Here is a 19,817-nt window from a genome sequence, read left to right as displayed (position 1 = left end):
TTGGATCAAATCAAGAATTGGCATTGACATCATAGAGGTTCCGCAATTTTACTCAAGGCAATCTGGTGTCATGACTAATACTAGAATGCGCAAAAGGCAAATACATAAAATTCCTTTTTGACGGGATTGGGTTCTGGGGATGTTATATTCCTTCAACGATTTTCACCGTTAAGTGAAAATATTTTCAGATTTGGGTTCCCAATCGCTTGGAAATTTTTTTAGTTGTATTTTTAGGGAAGTTTAAACCGATTTATCTCGTTACAAGTATGGATATAGTCTTTTCGAAAATAACAGTAGCCGAATTGCTGGAAAAAATTGGAGCTGGAAAGCACATTCCAGGTTCTGGAAGTTCGGCCGCTTTGCAAGTAGTGGTTAATGCGCAACTGCTTTTAACAGTCATAAAAATAACATTGAAACCGAACAAAAAAGAAAAGTACGGTCACGAGTGGGCTCAAATGCAGATTTTAAAGGAGAAAATTGAAAATGTGTATATACCACGGCTAAACCAGCTTTTTCATGATGATTATATTGTCTTTGACGAGGTAATAACGACTCGGAAACTTCGTGACGATCTGAAATCTGAAATTGAGGAAGGAATTCCTAACAAGTTTCTTAAGGTAAAATCCAAGTTAGACCAAGATCATCTTTTAGCTACAAAAATTGTACTTGAGATCGCAAAGTTATCTCACGAAATTGCTAGAGAGGGACTTTATGTTTTTTTGAATGGTTTTAAGGGTGCTAGAGGAGACTCAGCTCTGGCAGTACAAAACTCTTTATCAGTAGTGATGGGTAGCCTCCATATTGCTGAATTAAATCTGAGACAACTTATCGAACACGAAGAACTTGATGATCTTGAGTTGGAGATTGACAAAATTCGATCAGACTATTTTAAAACTTACGCTGAAGCCCAAACCAAAATTAAAATCCTTCAAAAGCAAATCGAGAAAGCAAAACGTTCCCATGCCAAAATTGGTGGTGTTTTATCCAAGATAAACGTTAGCGAAATTGAAAAATCAGTTAGGACCTTCCAACGGGAACTTTACAATGTTTCAACAACCAAAGACCTTGATTCTGTTACCAATTCAGAGTTGGCTTTTAATTTTTTGGGCTATGATATCAAAAAGGTCCCAAGCCTTGGGACGTTTAATGATTTTGATGGCAGAAAAGAGACAGCAGGAGCAATTGACAATGTCAAAAAAATAGTGCGGGTAGCAACTAAGTTTTCTCCACCTGTTCAACGGTACACAATGGCCCATGAGCTGGGCCATGCCATTCTTCATCACAAAAGTTTAAGGGTGTTTCATAGAGATAGGGAATTGGATTTCCGAATTGATAACCCTAAAAGAGACCCAATTGAAGTTCAAGCCGATAAGTTTGCCGCATTTTTCCTTATGCCCCGAAAAGAAATGAAGGCACAATTCTTGGCTCGATTTCAATCTGAAAAACTCAAAATAGATGAGGATGTGGCATTTCACTTGGGAATCAGTCTTAGTGATTTAAAAAAGAAGCACAAAGAAAAAAGACATCTTTCCCGTTTTATCGCCTCTACACCCATTTATGCGGGCAAATCATTTGAGACTCTTGCCAACCAATTCAAAGTCTCTGTAGAAGCTATGGCAATCCAGATTGAGGAATTGGAATTAATTGATTTCAAATCAGTTGGGTATTGAACTGTCAAAAAATCTGAGATGTCCTTGTCAGTTCGGATGTTCACTTGGTCAAAAATTCTTACATAGCAAACTTTAGAATCGGTTCAATCATAACCATAAAGGAAAACATCACACACATGGAAAACTTAAAAGGATTCTTAACTATAATCGTTCTTTTATTCGGTATCTCTTTCCTGATATACATCATTGATGTAAATGAGGTATGGGACATTGCAATCAGTATAGCGATTGCCTTTTCAATTTTTCTGGCATTCAGTTTTCATATGAGATACACTGACAGGAAAAGAGAAATTGAAGACCTTCAAAGAAAGTTGGACTCCGCTGAGAATAGGCTAAAATCAATGAGGATGAAATTACGGCAAATCAAAAAAACCAGCACAAGGAGAAAAGCAGATGACCTGTCTATTAAGGAGATATTTGATAGAATAGAAGAGATGGAGAGATACATGGAGAATTTTGGGAAATAAACTTTCATTTCTTGTTTACATGTAAAAAGAAAGGGGGCAAGGCGAATCCACGCCAGTGATAGGGACGCATTCCTATACTTTCAACTTAATCCCGATTGTTTATGTCTAGGCAGACCAATCATTGATTCTGAAAAAAGGTTATTGAACATGATTAATCACTGAATAATTCTCTTTTTACAACGAAATATCTTGGTCTCTCCTGCCAAAGGAATTACGAATTTGCGAATATTGATAACGATTATTTTGACGGCGAATAGGGATTAAACGTCATTTTTACGATTTTTAAAGAGTTACGCTATTATTCAAGAAACCAAAAACCAGCGTCAGAAAAATGAGCAAAGAAAAATGGAATGAACTCTGTTACCATCTTTCGGAAAAGATAAACGGCGACATTTCCGAAAAGGAATTTGAAGCGATTGTAGACAAAGCACTTTATGTCCTTGGGTGGCGGGAATTTTCGGGAGATTTTGAAATCAGGCCAAGTTTCCAACTTGGATCAACAAAAAACAGCCTAAAACCCGATTTTCTGATCAAGTCAAATTCAACTGGGCAAAAGCTTTTTGTGGTTGAAATCAAAAGACCAAACCTGCCACTATCTGCACAAAATCAGATTCAGCTGTCGACTTATATGCGGCAGTTCAAACTACCTTTTGGCATCTTGATTGGGCCACAGATTCAAGTTTTCTATGATGGTCACCTCAACAAACAAGAAAATGCCGCATTGATCAAAACCATTGACTTTAAGAGGGATTCCTCCGCCGGAGAGCAATTTGTAGAGTTGTTTTCCAAGGAAAGCTTTAGCGCGGACGCACTCCATGCTTTCGCCGCGGATTCTCTCAATGAAATCAACCAGAAGCAGAAAGTAGCGGAACTCACAAAAAGGATCGTTTCGCCTGATTTTCACCAAAAGGTGAAGGATCTTGTAAGGCAACACCTGATTCAAGAATCCGGGGAGGATGTTGTTGACGCGGCGTTGGAAAAGGTGGAAATTGAAATAAGGAAGTTAGGTACTCTTGCTATACAAAATCTGAACGTTATACCCCAAAAAGAAATCAAGCATTCACCAAACCATTTGCTATCAAGGGAAAGGGATAAGACTAAAATGATCATCAATGGAAACGGAATTAGGCTTCCAAAAAATAGATTCGTGTTGGAGTTTATTCGGAATTTTCTTGCCGTAAAACCAAAAACATTCAACCAGCTAAAGAATATTTTTCGCGATGATTTGCAGGGTTCAACTGGCGTCATCAATGAACTTGGATATGTGCAGCAAAAATATCAGCATACCGACGATAAACGGCATTTCACAAAGGAACATGAAATTTTGACTAGTGCCGATAACATTCGTTTTGTGGTTTCAACTGAATGGACAATCGACAATGTTCAAAACATTGTGAAAATCGCAGAGAAGGAAGGATTTAAAATCGACCAAGTTAAAGGGTAGATTTCCTCTATCTAGGAGGTTCTCCAACAATCGCTGCGATGCTATACCATACGCCACTAATCGGAGATTTGCTTAAAACGGCTTTAATCGCAATTTGTAATCCCATTACCCGAACAATCATTAAATATGAATCGAACTGAAATCGTAAACCAAGTGATTGAATCCTTCGAGCAGGAATTCAATTTGATCAAGGACAAATTTGTGGTTTTGGACTTATTGGAAAATCATAGACCGATGACTATCGAAGCAATTCGGGAATTGAAGCTACCAGTAGATGGCGAGGATATGGTTTGGCACCCGGGCGTTTATGTTTTTATTGGGGATGGTTCGGTATATCGAGTTGGAAGAAGTTTGGATAACAGCCGAAAAAGGGTGCTTGAACATTTGACTGACAAAACAAGCTTTAACGGGATCGGGGTTTGGGATATCAATGACAAGCCTGACAAAGCGATTCTGCTGTTTAACTTAAAGGACAAAAAGGGCATCCATTGGCTAGCAGCTTTGGAGATTTTCCTAGAGCGCAAATTCAATCCCAAGATTCCTTCGGGGAGATTGGGATGAACTCAGCATATTATTAACGTCGAAACCAGAAATGAAAAAAGAAAGCCTAGTCATCACAGAAGAATTTCTTAGTGATTGCTTGTCCAAGTATCCAAATACAGGGAAAAATTCCCATGTCGGCCATTTAGGAATATTAATGGCGCAAGAGTTTTTCAAAAGAAAATATCCCGGATGCGAATTCAAAGTCAATATTTCCGGGATTGATTTACAGGTTATTCTAGTGAATGGGGAAGAAAAGGCTTTTGAGGTCAAGTCCACAACCGATCCTGGGATAGCTTGGTCCAAATTTAAAGTTTCAAGTATGCGTAGCCATGATGCGCTTATAAATGGAATGCCATTAATGCGAATTACCAAGATCGGGAAGACTGAAATGGATATCTACTTTTTGACCCACGGAGATGACTTTGACCTAATCCCAGAGCCTAGGTTTTCCATCAAAAGCCGGAATTGAAAAAAGGTTCCTCGCCTTCTTGTTGTGTTTTTTCCCTCGTTCACCCTGTGGCCTGTGTCATTACATACCATTCAGCATTTCCCGAAAAAGCGTCTTGAACACTCTAAATACCAGCCCCAACACGCGATGAAGAGTCCTTTTTCCCACCCCTACTTCCCCTTCCCCAAAGCAATCAAGGCTTCTCCAAACACGGGAGGCACTCTTCCTTTCCAGATTTGGCTGTAATTGGTCGCCATGGCCAGATCCAAACTTGGAAAATAAACAACCTGGGTTCCCCAAAATCCGGCATGGGCGAAGGCTTCCAGGCCATTGACCTCTATGCGGTAAATGCCGATGCGATAGTCCATCATCGGGGCCGAGGTATACGCCACGGGTTGGAGCATCAGCTCCAGGGTGCCTGGGTTTTTGAATACTTTCCCATGAAACAAGGCCAGAAAGAATCGGCTCAGGTCTTCGGTCGTGGAAAGCAAGCCGCCTCCGCCAAAATAATCCATGCTGGGGTGAAAGGAATAGGTGTCCTGTCCTTGAAAATATTGGTGGATTCTTTCCTGATCCACTTGCGGGTTCAGTCCTTCAAAAGCAGTGTGTTCCAGTCTCAGGTTTTCAAAATCGAGCATTTCCGGAATCGCAAGTCCCAAGGGTTTCCCGAGGATGTTTTCTATGATTTCCCCGAGAATGATGTATCCCGTATCGGAATAACTGAATGATTCACCGGGAGCACCGATGGGTTGTCCCGCTTCCACACAAAGCTGCAATTGCTCGGTTCGGGTCCATACATGCCCTCCGGGTTGCAGGACTTTTTCGAAGAAAACGGGCGCATGTGTATGGTCAAAAAAACCGGCGTTGTGTCGGAGGACTTGGAGGATGCTGATTTTTCCCAAGTCATAGTCTTGAGAGAGGATTTGTGCATGTTCGGGTGAAAGGTACTCGGAAATGGGTTGATCCAGACTGAGTTTACCTTCTTCCCAAAGTCTCAAAATCGATGCCGCAACAAATGTTTTGGTAACGCTTGCAATTCGGAAAGTTTGGTCTTGGCTCAGGTTTTGGCCACTGGCCCGATCCGAAACTCCTGCGCTGCCGGACCAGTTGATGTTCCCGTCCCCAGATTGGACCGAAAAGAGAATCCCGGGAATATCCTGATTCAGTTGGCCTTCCAGGAGGGTCTGAAGTGCTTGTTTTTCGGAATCTTGCTGGGCAAAAAGTCCAGGGATTGGAGCAAAAAAGAGGATGAAGAGGAATAGGTTTTTCATAACGGAAGGTAGTTGAAAAATTTGGGGAGTAAAAGAAGGGGGATATAGCAGAGGGCAGTAGCAGAGGTCAGTTGGCAGTGGCAGTGGCAGAGGTCAGTTGGCAGTTGGCAGTAGCAGAGGTCAGTGGGCAGGGGCAGTGGGCAGGGGTCGGTTAGCAGAAGCAGTAAGCAGGATTATTCGTGCATTCGTGGCTATATGATACCTTTTTACCGCATAGTTCACAGCGCACACATAGTTGGTCGCGGATCAAAAGCTATGTCGCTATGTGGGCTATGTTGTTGAACAATCATCCCCTGTATGGACGGGATTACCATTCACACATTCTCTTGTTACTTTTTTTCTTGTCAAAAAAAGTAACCAAAAAAGGACAAGAAAGTCCAATCCTAGGCTATCGCACAAGGCCCTGGCCGGCCCGGCGGACTTTCATTCCCCGCGCGCGATCGATTGAGGTAGCTTGTGAGGTTTGAGGAATTGACCACCTCTCCCCGACCCTCTCCTTGAGGAGAGGGAGACCACCGCAGTCGAAGGAATATTTGATCAGAATGAGGTCCGTGAGCCCCAAAGGGGCGCCATCCCACAGCGAAGGGTGTAGCCCTTCTCGAATCGGCAGGATCACAATACAATAGGGATCCTAGGTTCGGAAACGCAGGATAGCAGGGTAAAAAAAAGATTCCTCGTACCTACCAATGACAGACTTGTGAGTCGTCACCCTGAGGAACGAAGGGTCTCCTCAATTCAGGGGGATGCTTCCCTCCGCAAGCTACGGTTCAGCATGACGGGCCGCAGCTGTCATTGCATTTCTGTAAATGCCCAATTTTAAAAACTCGGAATGACAAATTGAAGCATTGTTGCTAGTTTAAGTTACGGGTTATGGGAAGGCTCTGCTTTGTCAACCGCACTACCGAACCAAGTGCTTTATACAAATCATCATTAAAGAGCCCCAAAAGGGCGCCATCCCACAGCGAAGGGTGTAGCCCTTCGCGAATCGGCAGGATCACAAAACAATAGGGATCCTGGGTTCGGAAAGGCAGGATTGCAGGAAAGAATGGTTTGTGAGCATTACGGAGGATAGTGAGGAATTTCAAATTCCAATTTATACGGCGTAATTACAAATCACGCCTAGCCGGGGAGGGGATTGGGCACACCCAACACGCGAAAATTTTACCTTTATCAGCCGAATGAGGGCGAAAAATCGATAAATTTACCCTCGTTGCTATGATGCGCGTAAATTTTACCCCTGTAGCTGACCATGTTTGATAGAACTATACCCTACAACGATCTCCCTCTTCTCCCCCCAAAAGCAGATTTGGAGACCAAAACAGTATTGCTGAAAACCATCTCTGCCAGCAGGGCTTTGGCACAACTGAACGGTGCGATCCGAAATTTGCCTAACCCTACCCTTTTTCTTGACACGATTCATCTACAGGAAGCCAAGGCAAGTTCGGCGATAGAAAATGTCATTACGACAAATGATGACCTATACCAGGCACTGATCGCAGAGAAGAACTTTCAAAATCCAGAAACCAAAGAGGTCATCAGATACAAAGAAGCACTTTGGTTGGGCTTGGAGCGAATGAAATCCAGACCATTTATCACTACCAATCTCTGCATTGAATTAGTCCAAACGATCAAAGGAAATACCGCGGGAATTCGTAACACCCCGGGAACTACGTTATCAAATCCTGCTGGCGAGGTAATCTACACTCCTCCGGCCGGAGAGAACGTCATCAGAGAAAAACTGGCAAATTGGGAGAAATTCATCCATGAAGATGAGTCCTTCGACCCTTTGATAAAAATGGGATTGATGCACTATCAGTTTGAAGCAATCCACCCGTTTGCTGATGGCAATGGACGGACAGGCCGAATTCTCCTTTTGCTGTTTCTGAATCAAACAGGTCTTCTCGAAATACCGGCGATATACCTGAGTGAGTACATCATCCAGCACAAAAACGCGTATTACCGTCATCTTAGGGAAGTGACAGAGCAGGAAAACTGGGAGGGATTCATCATATACATGCTCGAAATGGTCGAAAGAACTGCCAATCACGGACTCAAAAGATTGGATCAGGTAACTCAGCTCATGGAATCCACTGCTGAACAAATTCGAGTTACCTTGCCAAAGGAATATTCCAAAGACCTGGTGGAAACGATTTTTCGTCTTCCCTATACCAAAAGGCAATCCTTGATCGATGTGGGACTGGGAACTCCCAAAACAGTTGGAAACTACCTGATTGCTTTGGAAGAAGCCGGATTTTTGACTTCCAAAAAAGTCGGAAAGGAAAAGCTTTATCTCAACTCTGCTCTGATGGGGATACTTGAAAACAGTTCCATGGGGTGATCAAAAGGCATAAAGACCTTGATCAAAGTCATCCGAAATACCGAAGCTATTCGTCAATACCAGAGGTCAATGATGGACGAACCGATGGACTTTCATTCCACCCGCGCGATCGACTGAGGTAAATTGTGCAGTTTGAGGGATTGAGCACCTCACCCCGACCCGCTCCTCGAGGAGAGGGAGATCGTGCGCATTGGAAGTATTTTGTTTAATTCTACGAGATTGCAGCTCGGAATCTAAATGGCCTCGGCAATCCTTGATTTGAATTTTTTATGTTTCTTTCCGATGTTACTTTTTTCTTGACAAAAAAGTAACCAAAAAGGTCAAGAAAGTCCAATCCTAGGCTATCGCACAAGGCCCTGGCCGGCCCGGCGGACTTTCATTCCCCTCGCGCGATCTAATCAAGTACTTTGTGCTGTTTAAGGGATTAACGACCTCATCCATACCCTCTCCTCGAGGAGAGGGAAATGTTTTAGCTGGGAAGTATTGTGTTCGGATTTGGGTACTTGGAGCCCCAAAGGGGCGCCATCCCACAGCGAAGGGTGTAGCCCTTCGCGAATTGGCAGGATCACAAAACAATAGGTATCCTGGGTTCGGAAACGCGGGATAGCAGGGTAAAAAAAAGATTCCTCGTACCTCGGAATGACAAATTGAAGCATTGTTGCTAGTTTAAGTTACGGGTTATGGGAAGGCTCTGCTTTGTCACCCGCACTACCGAACCAAGTGCTTTATACAAGTCAGCATTAAAGAGCCCCAAAGGGGCGCCATCCCACAGCGAAGGGTGTAGCCCTTCGCGAATCGGCAGGATCACAAAACAATATAAGCCTTTCCCGAAAAATTTTCCTGTGTTATTCCTTGTTTATCGGAGAGGGGCTTGGGATATTCCATTGGCTAGCTTGCACCCCGAGTTTTTATTTGACATTCACAGAAAAGCAATTACAAATGGGTTCAGGCTGAGGACACTGAGATTTCGCACCGCCCGCCGAGAGGAGATTAAACATGTCATTGGTAATCCCCTTCGCAATGGGCTCGGGCGGATGCGTCCGTACAGGTGATGCTTACCCCTAGCCTTGATCCGGGCCCCGCCAAAATCTTCCACAGAAACATTTCCAAAAGCTCGTTCCTCTTGGGGCTGGCAATGCCGATATCGGCACTACGTGCTTGGCTTCGGGGCAGCCTGACTCGAAAATTGGGATCCCATACGTGCCTGAAGGCTTACAGCTGTTGGAATGGCCAACTTTTTGAGCTATATTGATCGTTCAGGGTGCCTATCGGACAATGGCCATAGGTGGGTCAGCACTGAGACCAACTCCGCGGGGCGGACTCAGGCTTGGTGATTGGTGCCCCGCAGGCATAGGCTTTGAAACCCGTATTTAGCTAAATACGAAAAGATACGATATGGCGCGAAACAATACACATTCAAGAACTTAAAGGCACTATACCATGAAATCGAAGATTTTTTTTGTAGGGTTGGCTTTTTTTATACTGGCAAATGGATGTCAGAAAAACTCGCCGAGTCTAAAACCAGAGGAAGCAAAAGAGATTGCCAAGGAGGCCTTCCTATTCGGGTTTCCGTTGGTGATGAATTATAAAACCCTTTATGCAAATGTGATAGATAAAAACTCTGGCGACTATAAGGGAGAATTCAACCAAAAGTCATGTGATGCACGCCTTTTCACGCCCGAAGACAAAGCAATTGTAACTCCTAATTCCGATACCCCTTATTGCATGTTTTGGAGTGATATCAGGCAGGAACCGGTTGTGTTTTCAGTACCGGCGATTGATACTGCCCGCTATTACAGTTTCCAATTGATAGATATGTTTACCCACAATTTTTTCTACATCGGTTCTTTAACTACCGGTAACCTAGCAGGAAACTATTTGATTGCATTGGAAGGCTGGAAAGGCAAAGTTCCGGAAGGTATTACCAAGGTAGTTCGCAGTGAAACTGACTTGTTCTTTACGATTGTGCGAACCCAGCTTTTCAACTCGGATGATTTGGATAATGTAGCTAAGCTACAAAGTGAATTTAAGGTTCAAACGCTAAGTGAATATAACGGAGAGGCACCAACAACAAAAGAAGCCATTGGCGAATTTCCCAAATGGATTGAAGGTTCCCAATACACCGAGGAGTCTTTTAAATACCTCGACGCAGTGTTGAAATTTGTCAATCCTATTGAAAAAGAAATTCCCGTATTGGAAAGATTTAAAAAATTGGGAATAGGAACAAAAGAGGGATTTGATATTAGCCGATTCGATGCGGAGGCCCGACAGGCCATCAAAGAGGGAGTGAAAGAGGGCTTTGCTGAGATGGAAGCATTTATCAAAGCGAATTCCACAGACCCATTGGGAAGCACCAAAATTTTTGGGACCAGGGATTTTTTGGAACAAAGCGCGAAAAAAAACTACGGTTTCGACAATGCCCATTTAATTAGAGCCGTAGGGGCTTATTTGGGAATTTACGGCAATTCTGCAGGAGAGGCTACATACCCCATGTATTTAACCGACGGCGAGGGACAGCCACCTGATGCCTCAAAGAATAAGTACACCCTGACTTTTGACTCTGGACAGATGCCACCTGTCAGGGCGTTTTGGTCTCTTACTATGTACGATGGTAAGACCCAACTGTTGGTTGACAACAAACTGGACAAATACTTGGTAAACTCCACATCAATGAGTGATTTGGTGAAAAACCGAGACGGTTCCATTACCATTTTTATTCAAAAAGAATCACCGGGAAAAAATTTGGAGCCTAATTGGCTTCCGGCTCCCGACGGACCATTCTATTGTGTAATGAGACTTTATGGACCTGAGGAGTCCGTATTGAAAGGAGCCTGGAAAAATCCTCCTATGATTAAATCCAACTAAAAATTAACCAGATATGAAACCTCTTTTTTATTTACTCGCAGCATGTTTGCATTTTCTGATTTTCTCTTGCAGCTCAAAAAAACAATCTCAGATTACATTTGACCCAGACGAAGCAAAAAATATAGCCAAAGAGGCCTATATCTTTTCTTATCCGCTCCTAATGGGCTATCAGGCCCAATATTTTACCACTATGCCTGGAAGCCCGGGATACCGGGGTCCTTTGAATAAGATCACGAATGATACCGTACCTGCTGACCATACCAGAAAAGATGTGGTGTCTATGAATGGAGACACACCGTATTCTGCATTTGGATTGGATTTAAGGGCGGAACCTATGGTGTTGTCTGTCCCAGAGATAAATGACCGGTACTATGTTTTTCAATGTATAGATCTGTTTACCCATAATTTTGCTTTCATCGGAACCCGCAGCACGGGAACCGAAGCGGGATATTATCTTTTTGTGGGTCCAGGGTATGAAGGTGAGATACCAGAACAAAAGTTCAAAAAGGTTTTTCGCAGCGAAAGTCAATTTGTGACCATTGTGGGAAGAACCCAGCTAAAAGGAAAAGCTGACCTGCCCAATGTCCTTGCTGTTCAGAAAAAATACAAACTACAGCCTTTGAGTGAATTTATTGGTGAAAATCCTAAATCAGCTCCAAAACTCAATTGGATTCCTCTGAATCCCGAAGAATTTGGAGACGCCCGATTCATAAAATACACCAATTTTTACCTGTCTATGAGTGAGCCTTTTCACCCACAAGATACTGCAGCACTGAAGAAGTTCGAGAAAATTGGTATTGTGTCTGGTGGAAGTTTTGATTCCGCGAGCTATTCCCCGGACGTTTTGAATGCCATCAATGAAGGTATCAAGGAGGCTCAAATGGAAATTAAAAACAAGGCCGAAAACATCGCAGAGCGGGTGAATGGCTGGAATATGCTCAATGCTTTTGGCACACGAGAGTTTTACAACGAGGATTGGCTTCTCAGAGCAGCCGCAGTGATGGTGGGCATTTATGGCAACGATAAGGTGGAAGCTTTTTACCCGGTTGCCTATGTAGATTTGGATGATGAAGTGTTGGATGGAAGCAAGCACCGGTACAAGATTAGGTTTACCAAAGATGAAATCCCTCCAGCCAAATATTTTTGGTCCATCACCCTGTACAATAAACATGCTGACGGGGTTGGGGGATATATGATTGAGAATGAAATCAACCGGTATTTGATAAACTCAACAACAGATGGATTAAAATACGATGTGGATGGTGGATTTACGGTATACATCCAACATGAAAAACCTTCCAACGAAGATGAAAAATCGAATTGGTTGCCAGCACCCGATGAACCATTTTACCTGGTGTTGAGAGTATATGGCCCAGAACCATCGGCTTTGGATGGGTCTTGGGAACCGCCTGGTATTGTCAAAAATGACGCAAAGAAATAGGCGTGATAATCACCACGCTCCTTGCAATTTGTATTAGGAATGGCAGGGCGAGTGCTTAATTTCCAGGTCTATCGTCTGATCGACCTGCGAGGTTGCTTGCCAAGAAACAATCACATTATCTGTCACCGTCTTGGTCTGAGTCGTTTCTATCTGCGTTCTCCACCATGGCCTGTGTCGCCACAGACCATTTTTCATATCCTACCTCTCCCCGACCCTCTACTTTAGGAGAGGGAGAACACCGCAGTCGAATGAATATTTGATCAGAATAAGGTCCGTGAGCCCCAACGGGGCGTCATCCCACAGCGAAGGGTGCAGCCCTTCGCGAATGGGGGGTATCACAATACAATAGGAATCCTGGGTTCGGAAACGCGGGATAATGCCGCATTTTTTATTCTTGGCGTCTTAGCGTCTTGGCGTGTATTATTTTTTCTCGTAAAGAGAGCGAAGATCAGTTGGCAGTGGTCAGTTGGCAGTAGCAGTAAGCAGCTTTATTCGTGCATTCGTGGCTTTTGGATGCTTACTTCACCACATAGTTCACAGCGCACACATAGTTGGTCGCGGATCAAAAGCTATGTTGCTATGTGGGCTATGTTGTTGAACAATCATCCCCTGTATGGACGGGATTACCATTCACACATTCTCTTGTTACTTTTTTTCTTGTCAAAAAAAGTAACCAAAAAAGGACAAGAAAGTCCAATCCTAGGCTATCGCACGAGGCCCTGGCCGGCCCGGCGGACTTTCATTCCCCTCGCGCGATCGAATAAAGTACTTTGAGCAGTTTGCGGGAATGACCACCTCACCCCGGCCCTCTCCTCGAGGAGAGGGAGAACGCCGCATCCAAAGGTGTCTTGTTCAAGTTTTTGGAAATCGCAACCACTTCCTGGCGTTTTTTAATTCTTGGCGTCCTAGCGTCTTAGCGAGCCTATTCTTTTGCGGGCGTTGCACCTTCATATTTTTGCGAGAACCGCTCTTTCTCGGCCCGGGCGGACTTTCATTCCCAAACTGGATGAGGAAGACCAATTCAAACGAAGCGGGGGAAAGGATTGAGTCCCTAAACAATTGATAATCTATTCATTGGGGCAGATTGCCTCTTCTGGAAAACCTGCTCGACTTTTGGGCAGGTTTGTTTATTTTACAACATGAGATTTTCCCTGCTACTGCTCCTGATTCTTGGCTTTTTGTTTCCCAATCCGATTCCTTCCGACCCGGGACTGAAGGACCACTTTAAGAATGATTTTTTCATTGGGGCCGCGGTAAACATGCGGCAGGTTAATGGAACTGAAAAGGGTGCAGACTCCTTGCTTTTGCTTCATTTCAATTCGATCACCTCCGAAAATGGGCTTAAATGGGGGCCGGTACAGCCCAAAGCCGGAGAGTACCGCTTTGATTTTGGGGATGCTTTTGTGGAAATGGGAGAAAGGATGGATGCCTATATTGTCGGTCATACCCTAGTTTGGCATCAACAGACTCCGGACTGGGTGTTTCAGGATGGTGAAGGGAAATTTTTGGACAGGGAAAACCTCATCCATCGGATGGAGAATCATATTTCGACCTTGGTGGGAAGGTACAAAGGAAGAATCCATGCCTGGGATGTAGTCAATGAGGCTTTTGAAGACAATGGCAACTGGAGAAAAACCCACTGGTACAATTTGATCGGGGAAGACTTTATCGAACGGGCGTTTCGCAAAGCCAATGAAATCGACCCTAAGGCCGAATTGATTTACAATAATTACAATGTCTGGAAGCCGGAAAAGAGAAAGGCAATTCTGGAAATGGCCAAAAGGCTGAAAGCAAAGGGAGTTCGGATCGACGGAATCGGTATGCAGGGCCACTACCGACTGAATTCGCCCTCCCTGGATCAGATTGAGCAGGCCATTTTGGATATCCATGAGGCGGGCTTTGAGGTCCATGTCACCGAGTTGGATGTGGATGTGTTGCCGAGGCCAACGGATGTCGAGGGGGCCGATTTATCAATCAATTTTGCGGAATCAGCCGAATGGAATCCCTTTAAGGATGGAATTTCCCCTCAAGTAGAGAAGGATTTGGTCACGCGCTATTCCTCCTTATTTGCCCTGTTCAAAAAGCATGGAGACAAGATTGCAAGGGTTACTTTTTGGGGGCTTCATGATGGAAGCAGCTGGCTAAACAACTGGCCCGTACGGGGCAGGACTAATTATCCCCTACTTTTTGATCGGGAGAAGCGCTTGAAAAAGGGATTTATCGAGGATTAAGGTGGTGATGGAGTTGAGTGGGTTCAGTTGTCAGGGGTTGATGGGGAAATCCGCCTTGGAGTGGGAGGAACCCCCTCCCATCAGTGCCAATTTGTAATTGGCTCAATACCATTCCCCACTCTCCGAGCTGGACGGGATTACCATTCACTCATTCTCTTGTTACTTTTTTTCTTGTCAAAAAAAGTAACCAAAAAAGGACAAGAAAGTCCAATCCTAGGCTATCGCACTAGGCCCTGGCCGGCCCGGCGGACTTTCATTCCCCCGCGCGATCGAATAAAGTACTTTGTGCAGATCAAGGTACGAAAATGGACTGGCCTCTTGCTCACATTCGGAAACGCGGGATAACGCCGCATTTTTTATTCTTGGCGGCTTGGCGTCCTGGCTTGCGTTTCTTTATTCTCCTGCTTTGCGAGAGCCGCTTTTTACCGGCAGGGTGGACTTCCATTCCCCTAGCGCGATCTATGTCTAAATTGGCAGTGGCAGTGGGCAGTGGCAGGATTCAACTTGGTGGATTGATGCTTTTGTGGCAAACTGACGCCCATAAGCCAACTTACAAGTAAAAAAAGCGTAAAAATTAAGCAATTTCCACTTGCCTATTTGTAAAATTGTATTGTGTTCGAGTTTGACCCTACAAAAAGCGAGTCCAATAAACTGAAGCATGGAATTGACTTCGTCCAGGCCCAGGAATTGTGGGAGGATGCGAATAGGGTGGTGATCGCCGCAAGGACAATAGATGAGAAAAGGTATTTACTGATAGCCGAATACAAACAAAGTCTTTGGTCTGCGATATTTACGTTAAGGAGTGGAACAATACGGATTATTTCTGTAAGAAAATCGAGGGAAAATGAAAAAGCAATCTATAACGGCTTCTGAGTTTGATCAAAAGTTTGAGGAAAATGAGGATTTGACCGATTTTCTTGTGAAGGAGTCAATATCCAAGCCTGGCTTAAAGCCAAAACGTGTCAGTGTAGACTTTCCAGAGTGGATGGTACATCGCTTGGACATGGCAGCCCAAAAACTGGGAATTACCCGACAAAGCTTGATCAAGGTTTTTATCTCCGAGAAATTGAAGGAAAGCTGAAGTTAACTGGCTTTTCTTATCACGTTTTTTTTCTCGCAGAGACGGCGAAGATCAGTTGGCAGTGGTCGGTTGGCAGAAGCAGTAAGCAGGTTTATTCGTGCATTCGTGGCTATTTGATGCTTATCGCACCACATAGTTCACAGGGCACACATAGTTGGTCGCGGATCGAGAGCTATGTCGCTATGTGGCTATGTGGTTGAAAATCAAATCCCCCAATATCTTTTTCGCTTCAAATCATCATGTTGGCCATACCCTTTGAAGACCACCAAATGATCAGCCCCGTAGGGGCGCTTTGATTGTAGCAGGAGGTGTTTTGACGGGACCACGAGCCTCGGAGAGGCGATTTCATGATTGGATTTCTATGAAGGAAAATCTTTTACCACATAGTTCACAGAGCACACATAGTTCGTCGCGGATCAAAAACTATGTCGCTATGTGGGCTATGTTGTTGAACAATCATCCCCTGTATGGACGGGATTACCATTCACACATTCTCCTGTTACTTTTTTCTTGACAAAAAAGTAACCAAAAAGTCAAGAAAGTCCGATCCTATCAGCCCGCAAGGCCCCGGCCGGCCCGGCGGACTTTCATTCCCATCGCGCGATCGAATAAAGTACTTTGTGCAGAACAAGGTACGAAAATGGACTGGCCTCTTACTCACATCAGGAAACGCGGGATAATGCCGCATTTTTTATTCTTAGTGTCTTGGCGTCCTGGCGTGCATTATTTTCTAGCAAAGACGGCGAAGGCGCAAAGAGTGCGAAGAGGCATTGTGATGTTCATATTCTTGGCGTCCTGGCGTGCGAGATTTTATTCGCGTGCTTTGCAACTTCATTTCCTTTGCGAGAGACAGTTTTTCCCACGCTATGGACCTTTCTTTACTTTGCGAGAGCCGCTTTTCCCAAGCTTTGCATCTTCCTTTTCTCTCCGGAAGACCCGAAAATTATCCCATCCAAATCATTGCAAATGGTTAAAAGTGCTAGTACCTTTAGCTGATTGATTTTTAGTACTTTATCCTTTTTCACATTAACTCTTCTTTTAAAAAAATGGACTTAACAAAAAACTTCCCCCTTCGTGAAATGCTCCGCAGCCAAACAGCGACCCGATTGGGTTTTGATGAGCAGTTTGCGCCGTCCCAGGACATCATCAACAACCTCCGTCTGCTCTGCGAAAATGTCCTGCAGCCCCTGCGGGAAAGCCTCGGTCGCGGCGTCTTTGTCAACAGTGGTTATCGTGCCCCCCGCACCAATGAGGCCGTGGGCGGTTCCAAGACCAGTCAACATCTCAGCGGTCAAGCCGCCGATATCGAGGTCGGGCATCTGACCATCGAGCAGCTGTACCAAAGGATCAAAAATTCCGGCCTACCATTCGACCAGTTGATCCAGGAATTTGACCAATGGGTCCATGTCTCTTACAACGCCGCCGGTGGGCGCAAGCAGTGCCTAAGGGCCGTCAGGGAGAATGGTCGGGTGAGGTATATTCCGGATTGAAAAAAGACATGAGATGTGAGACCTAAGATTTGAGACTTGATCCCGAACGCTTTATGGATGGGTTTCAAATCTGTTGCTCGCAGAGAACGCTGAGGGGCAAAGAGCGCGGGGATTAGTGGGCAGTAGCCAGAAGCAGTGGACAGAGGTCAGTTGGCAGTTGGCCGGTTTGTTCGCGTACCTTGTGCTTCTTCGGAGATTGGTCGGTTTCCTTCAATTAGGGTGTTTTGGAAAAAGAGAGCCCGCCGCAGGATTGGTTTTCCTAGGCGGGCTTTTTGTTGGCTGGCGTTGGCTATTTGGTAACTTTGGTAGTCGTGGGATTGTAGATGCCGAGTGTCAGCATGGAAACCAAGCCATCCACAAAACTGTGGGAAATGTTGACCTCGTAATCCACCGCATCTCCAGCCATCTTGACAGGATCGGACGTTTTGCCTTTGGCGAGGCCGTAGACGAAGAAGTGGTTTTTCTCCTTGAATTCAATGCCCCGCTGTGGGCCTTCGCCGACCGCATAGGTGAGGGAGTAACAGGAACTCATCCCGGATGCAAGGCTTAGCCATAGTCCGAGGTACAAAACGGTTTTTTTCATGGAAATTGATTTGGGGGTTTAGGATTGGGAAAATCATTGTAGATGGAGTGTCGACCGCGAGGATTACCCAGGCATGCGCGGGCATGCAGCTCAGCGGGATATGGCTTTGGGAAATGCCCGTGCGGGGAGGTTGCCGGAGAAGTACACCAAGGGTCGACTGCCGGGCTGCAGGAATCAAAACCTCAGACCGAAGTTGAGCGTGCCGACATAGAAGGGCGACTCACCCGTGGAATTTTTGATGGGATGGGGATTGCTTTGGGCAGCGAGGTAGTAAAAGCCCTGTTGTGTGCTGATATAGGGACTGTAGCGCATACGGTCCCTTTTCTCTTTGGAAAAAAGTTCAAGTCTGTAGCCCAACAAGAGGCCGACTTCATAATCCCAGCTTTCATAGTCTTGGCCGGTGATAACGTTGTTTCGATTAAAACCAGGTCCAATTGCCTGATAGATCTCTGCGTGAAGGCCTTTCCAGAAAAACTGCCGGTAGCCGAAAGTGAGGGCATAATTGGCAAAATCGCCCTCGTCCTCCCGGAATTCAAAGGGTCGGATGTGGAAGCCGGCGTAGACCTCACCTGCATAGTGGCCTTTTCGCCAGGTTTCGTAGGTGACTTGTCCCTTGTAAATGTTGCCGGGGAAAATCGGCCAAAGGATGTTGATTTCAGCGCCCCAGCGTTTGGGGGGGCGTGTTTCCTGCTGCGCAATGGCGGTGCCGATGAAGCAACAGAAAAGGGCAAGGATCATTGTGGTTTTTTTCATCGTACCAATACTTTTGATGTTGAACTTGGTACGAAATTGGGGTTCTAAACAGGGCTTTTCATTGATCAAAGTCAATAAACACTGCTGGTCCCGATTATTTCCTGGCGCGGATGCGGCTGAGCGTTTCAGGCTTGATGCCCAAGTAGGATGCCAACATGTATTGGGGAACTTCCTGGAGGAGCTTGGAGTTGCGCTGCACCAACTCCTGGTATCGGTTTTCGGGGCTGTCGTGCAAAAAGGAATCAAGGCGGCCGGCAACGGTCAGATAAAGATTTTCGGCGATAAACCTTCCCAACCGCTCAAAGTTCTTGTGCCTGTCATACAGCGCAAGGAGATCATTTTTATAAATCTTGTAGATGACCGATGGCTTGAGCGATTCTATGTAATGTTCGGAGGGGTTGCCGCGGAGGAAGCTGCGGTAGTTGGTGACAAAATCCCCCGGGAAAAAGAATGCGGTGACGTGCTCCTCCCCTTCCTGTACATAGTAAAACCGAAAGATCCCCTCCCCGATAAAGGCTATATAATCGCAGACATCGCCCTGACGTAGGATGAATTCCTTTTTGGGAACAGGCTCTTTGTGGCAACAGGCGACGAAATCGGCCCATTCGCTGTCGTTGAGTGCCAGAAAGCGGTTAAAATAACTCCTAATTTGATCCATGTGCAAAAATTGGGAAAAGTATACCCAAGGATGAAGGTACAAAAAAGGTGGGAAACAGGGGTCAGTCGCAGTGGGCAGGGGTCAGTTGGCGGTCACAGTAAGCAGTGGCATTCGTGGCTTTTCGGAGCTCGCAGAGATCGCTGAGGGGCAAAGAGCGCGAAGATCAGTTGGCAGTGGCAGTGGGCGGTTGCAGAGGTCAGTAGCAGTTTGCAGTAGCAGGAAAAAACCATTCGTGGCTATCTGATGCTTTTTTCACCACATAGTTCACAGAGCACACATAGTTGGTCGCGGATCAAAAGCTATGTCGCTATGTGGGATATGTTGTTGAATAATCATCCCCTGTATGGAAGGGATTACCATTCACACATTCTCTTGTTACTTTTTTCTTGATAAAACCTGTCTGCCGACCTTTAGATTTATGAAATGTTAATATTCTAAGAATAGCGGTATAGTTATCAACAATGAGGGGGGTCCGGGGGGAGACTGATAACTTGTTGAAAACGGTGGATAAGTTAATTTTAAAGTCAAAAAAGA

The 19,817-nt window shown here is 45.0% G+C and carries 17 protein-coding genes; 12 read left to right on the top strand and 5 right to left on the bottom strand.

Features of this window, described 5'->3' with window-relative positions:
• Nucleotides 1–206: 206 nt before the first annotated feature.
• From L0U89_RS19100 to L0U89_RS19080, 5 genes are all read left to right on the top strand, one after another.
• Nucleotides 207–1,670: a cyclodeaminase/cyclohydrolase family protein gene (locus L0U89_RS19100; RefSeq protein ID WP_234862988.1), complete on the top strand. Its 1,464-nt coding sequence runs from the start codon at nucleotides 207–209 to the stop codon at nucleotides 1,668–1,670.
• Between the two features lie 116 nt (nucleotides 1,671–1,786).
• Nucleotides 1,787–2,137 (top strand): dynactin subunit 2, encoded by a 351-nt coding sequence (locus L0U89_RS19095; protein WP_234862987.1) that lies wholly within the window; start codon nucleotides 1,787–1,789, stop codon nucleotides 2,135–2,137.
• Nucleotides 2,138–2,468: 331 nt separating this feature from the next.
• Nucleotides 2,469–3,581 (top strand): type I restriction enzyme HsdR N-terminal domain-containing protein, encoded by a 1,113-nt coding sequence (locus tag L0U89_RS19090; protein ID WP_234862986.1) that lies wholly within the window; start codon nucleotides 2,469–2,471, stop codon nucleotides 3,579–3,581.
• Nucleotides 3,582–3,707: 126 nt separating this feature from the next.
• A complete protein-coding gene (locus L0U89_RS19085) occupies nucleotides 3,708–4,142 on the top strand; it encodes a hypothetical protein (RefSeq protein ID WP_234862985.1) in 435 nt (144 codons plus the stop codon).
• Between the two features lie 31 nt (nucleotides 4,143–4,173).
• Nucleotides 4,174–4,593 carry a hypothetical protein gene (locus L0U89_RS19080; RefSeq protein ID WP_234862984.1) on the top strand — a complete coding sequence of 140 codons (420 nt, stop codon included), beginning with the start codon at nucleotides 4,174–4,176 and terminating at the stop codon, nucleotides 4,591–4,593.
• 149 nt (nucleotides 4,594–4,742) lie between these two features.
• Here L0U89_RS19080 and L0U89_RS19075 read toward each other — a convergent pair whose 3' ends face one another.
• A complete protein-coding gene (locus L0U89_RS19075; protein ID WP_234862983.1) occupies nucleotides 4,743–5,843 on the bottom strand; it encodes a serine hydrolase domain-containing protein in 1,101 nt (366 codons plus the stop codon).
• A 1,249-nt stretch (nucleotides 5,844–7,092) separates the two neighbouring features.
• On the opposite strand from L0U89_RS19075, the gene L0U89_RS19070 reads away from it, so the two are divergent.
• From L0U89_RS19070 to L0U89_RS19040, 7 genes are all read left to right on the top strand, one after another.
• Complete coding sequence (locus L0U89_RS19070; protein WP_234862982.1) at nucleotides 7,093–8,181, top strand: Fic family protein; 1,089 nt, start codon at nucleotides 7,093–7,095, stop codon at nucleotides 8,179–8,181.
• A gap of 1,440 nt (nucleotides 8,182–9,621) precedes the next feature.
• Nucleotides 9,622–11,046 (top strand): DUF1254 domain-containing protein, encoded by a 1,425-nt coding sequence (locus tag L0U89_RS19065; protein WP_234862981.1) that lies wholly within the window; start codon nucleotides 9,622–9,624, stop codon nucleotides 11,044–11,046.
• 220 nt (nucleotides 11,047–11,266) lie between these two features.
• Entirely contained in the window at nucleotides 11,267–12,487 is a 1,221-nt protein-coding gene (locus L0U89_RS19060; RefSeq protein ID WP_234862980.1) for a DUF1254 domain-containing protein, read from the top strand.
• Between the two features lie 1,139 nt (nucleotides 12,488–13,626).
• Entirely contained in the window at nucleotides 13,627–14,718 is a 1,092-nt protein-coding gene (locus L0U89_RS19055; protein ID WP_234862979.1) for an endo-1,4-beta-xylanase, read from the top strand.
• A 612-nt stretch (nucleotides 14,719–15,330) separates the two neighbouring features.
• Nucleotides 15,331–15,591 carry a BrnT family toxin gene (locus L0U89_RS19050; protein ID WP_234862978.1) on the top strand — a complete coding sequence of 87 codons (261 nt, stop codon included), beginning with the start codon at nucleotides 15,331–15,333 and terminating at the stop codon, nucleotides 15,589–15,591.
• A complete protein-coding gene (brnA, locus tag L0U89_RS19045) occupies nucleotides 15,563–15,799 on the top strand; it encodes a type II toxin-antitoxin system BrnA family antitoxin (RefSeq protein WP_008629058.1) in 237 nt (78 codons plus the stop codon). Before L0U89_RS19050 ends, brnA begins: the two co-directional genes overlap by 29 nt.
• Nucleotides 15,800–16,845: 1,046 nt before the next feature.
• Entirely contained in the window at nucleotides 16,846–17,289 is a 444-nt protein-coding gene (locus L0U89_RS19040) for a D-Ala-D-Ala carboxypeptidase family metallohydrolase (RefSeq protein ID WP_234862977.1), read from the top strand.
• A gap of 289 nt (nucleotides 17,290–17,578) precedes the next feature.
• On the opposite strand, the gene L0U89_RS19035 is transcribed toward L0U89_RS19040, so the two are convergent.
• The 4 genes from L0U89_RS19035 to L0U89_RS19020 all read right to left on the bottom strand — a co-directional run.
• Nucleotides 17,579–17,872, bottom strand: coding sequence for a Bor family protein (locus L0U89_RS19035; RefSeq protein WP_234862976.1), 294 nt, complete (start codon nucleotides 17,870–17,872; stop codon nucleotides 17,579–17,581).
• 174 nt (nucleotides 17,873–18,046) lie between these two features.
• Nucleotides 18,047–18,625 (bottom strand): hypothetical protein, encoded by a 579-nt coding sequence (locus L0U89_RS19030; protein ID WP_234862975.1) that lies wholly within the window; start codon nucleotides 18,623–18,625, stop codon nucleotides 18,047–18,049.
• 94 nt (nucleotides 18,626–18,719) lie between these two features.
• Entirely contained in the window at nucleotides 18,720–19,283 is a 564-nt protein-coding gene (locus L0U89_RS19025) for a Crp/Fnr family transcriptional regulator (RefSeq protein ID WP_234862974.1), read from the bottom strand.
• Nucleotides 19,284–19,590: 307 nt separating this feature from the next.
• Nucleotides 19,591–19,817: hypothetical protein (locus L0U89_RS19020; protein WP_234862973.1), on the bottom strand; the 227-nt coding region annotated here is incomplete at its 5' end.

It is taken from the genome of Mariniradius sediminis, assembly GCF_021491425.1.
Classification (GTDB): Bacteria; Bacteroidota; Bacteroidia; order Cytophagales; family Cyclobacteriaceae; genus Mariniradius; species Mariniradius saccharolyticus.
Note: the sequence above shows the minus strand (reverse complement) of the source record. Positions and strands in the feature narration are given on the sequence as shown.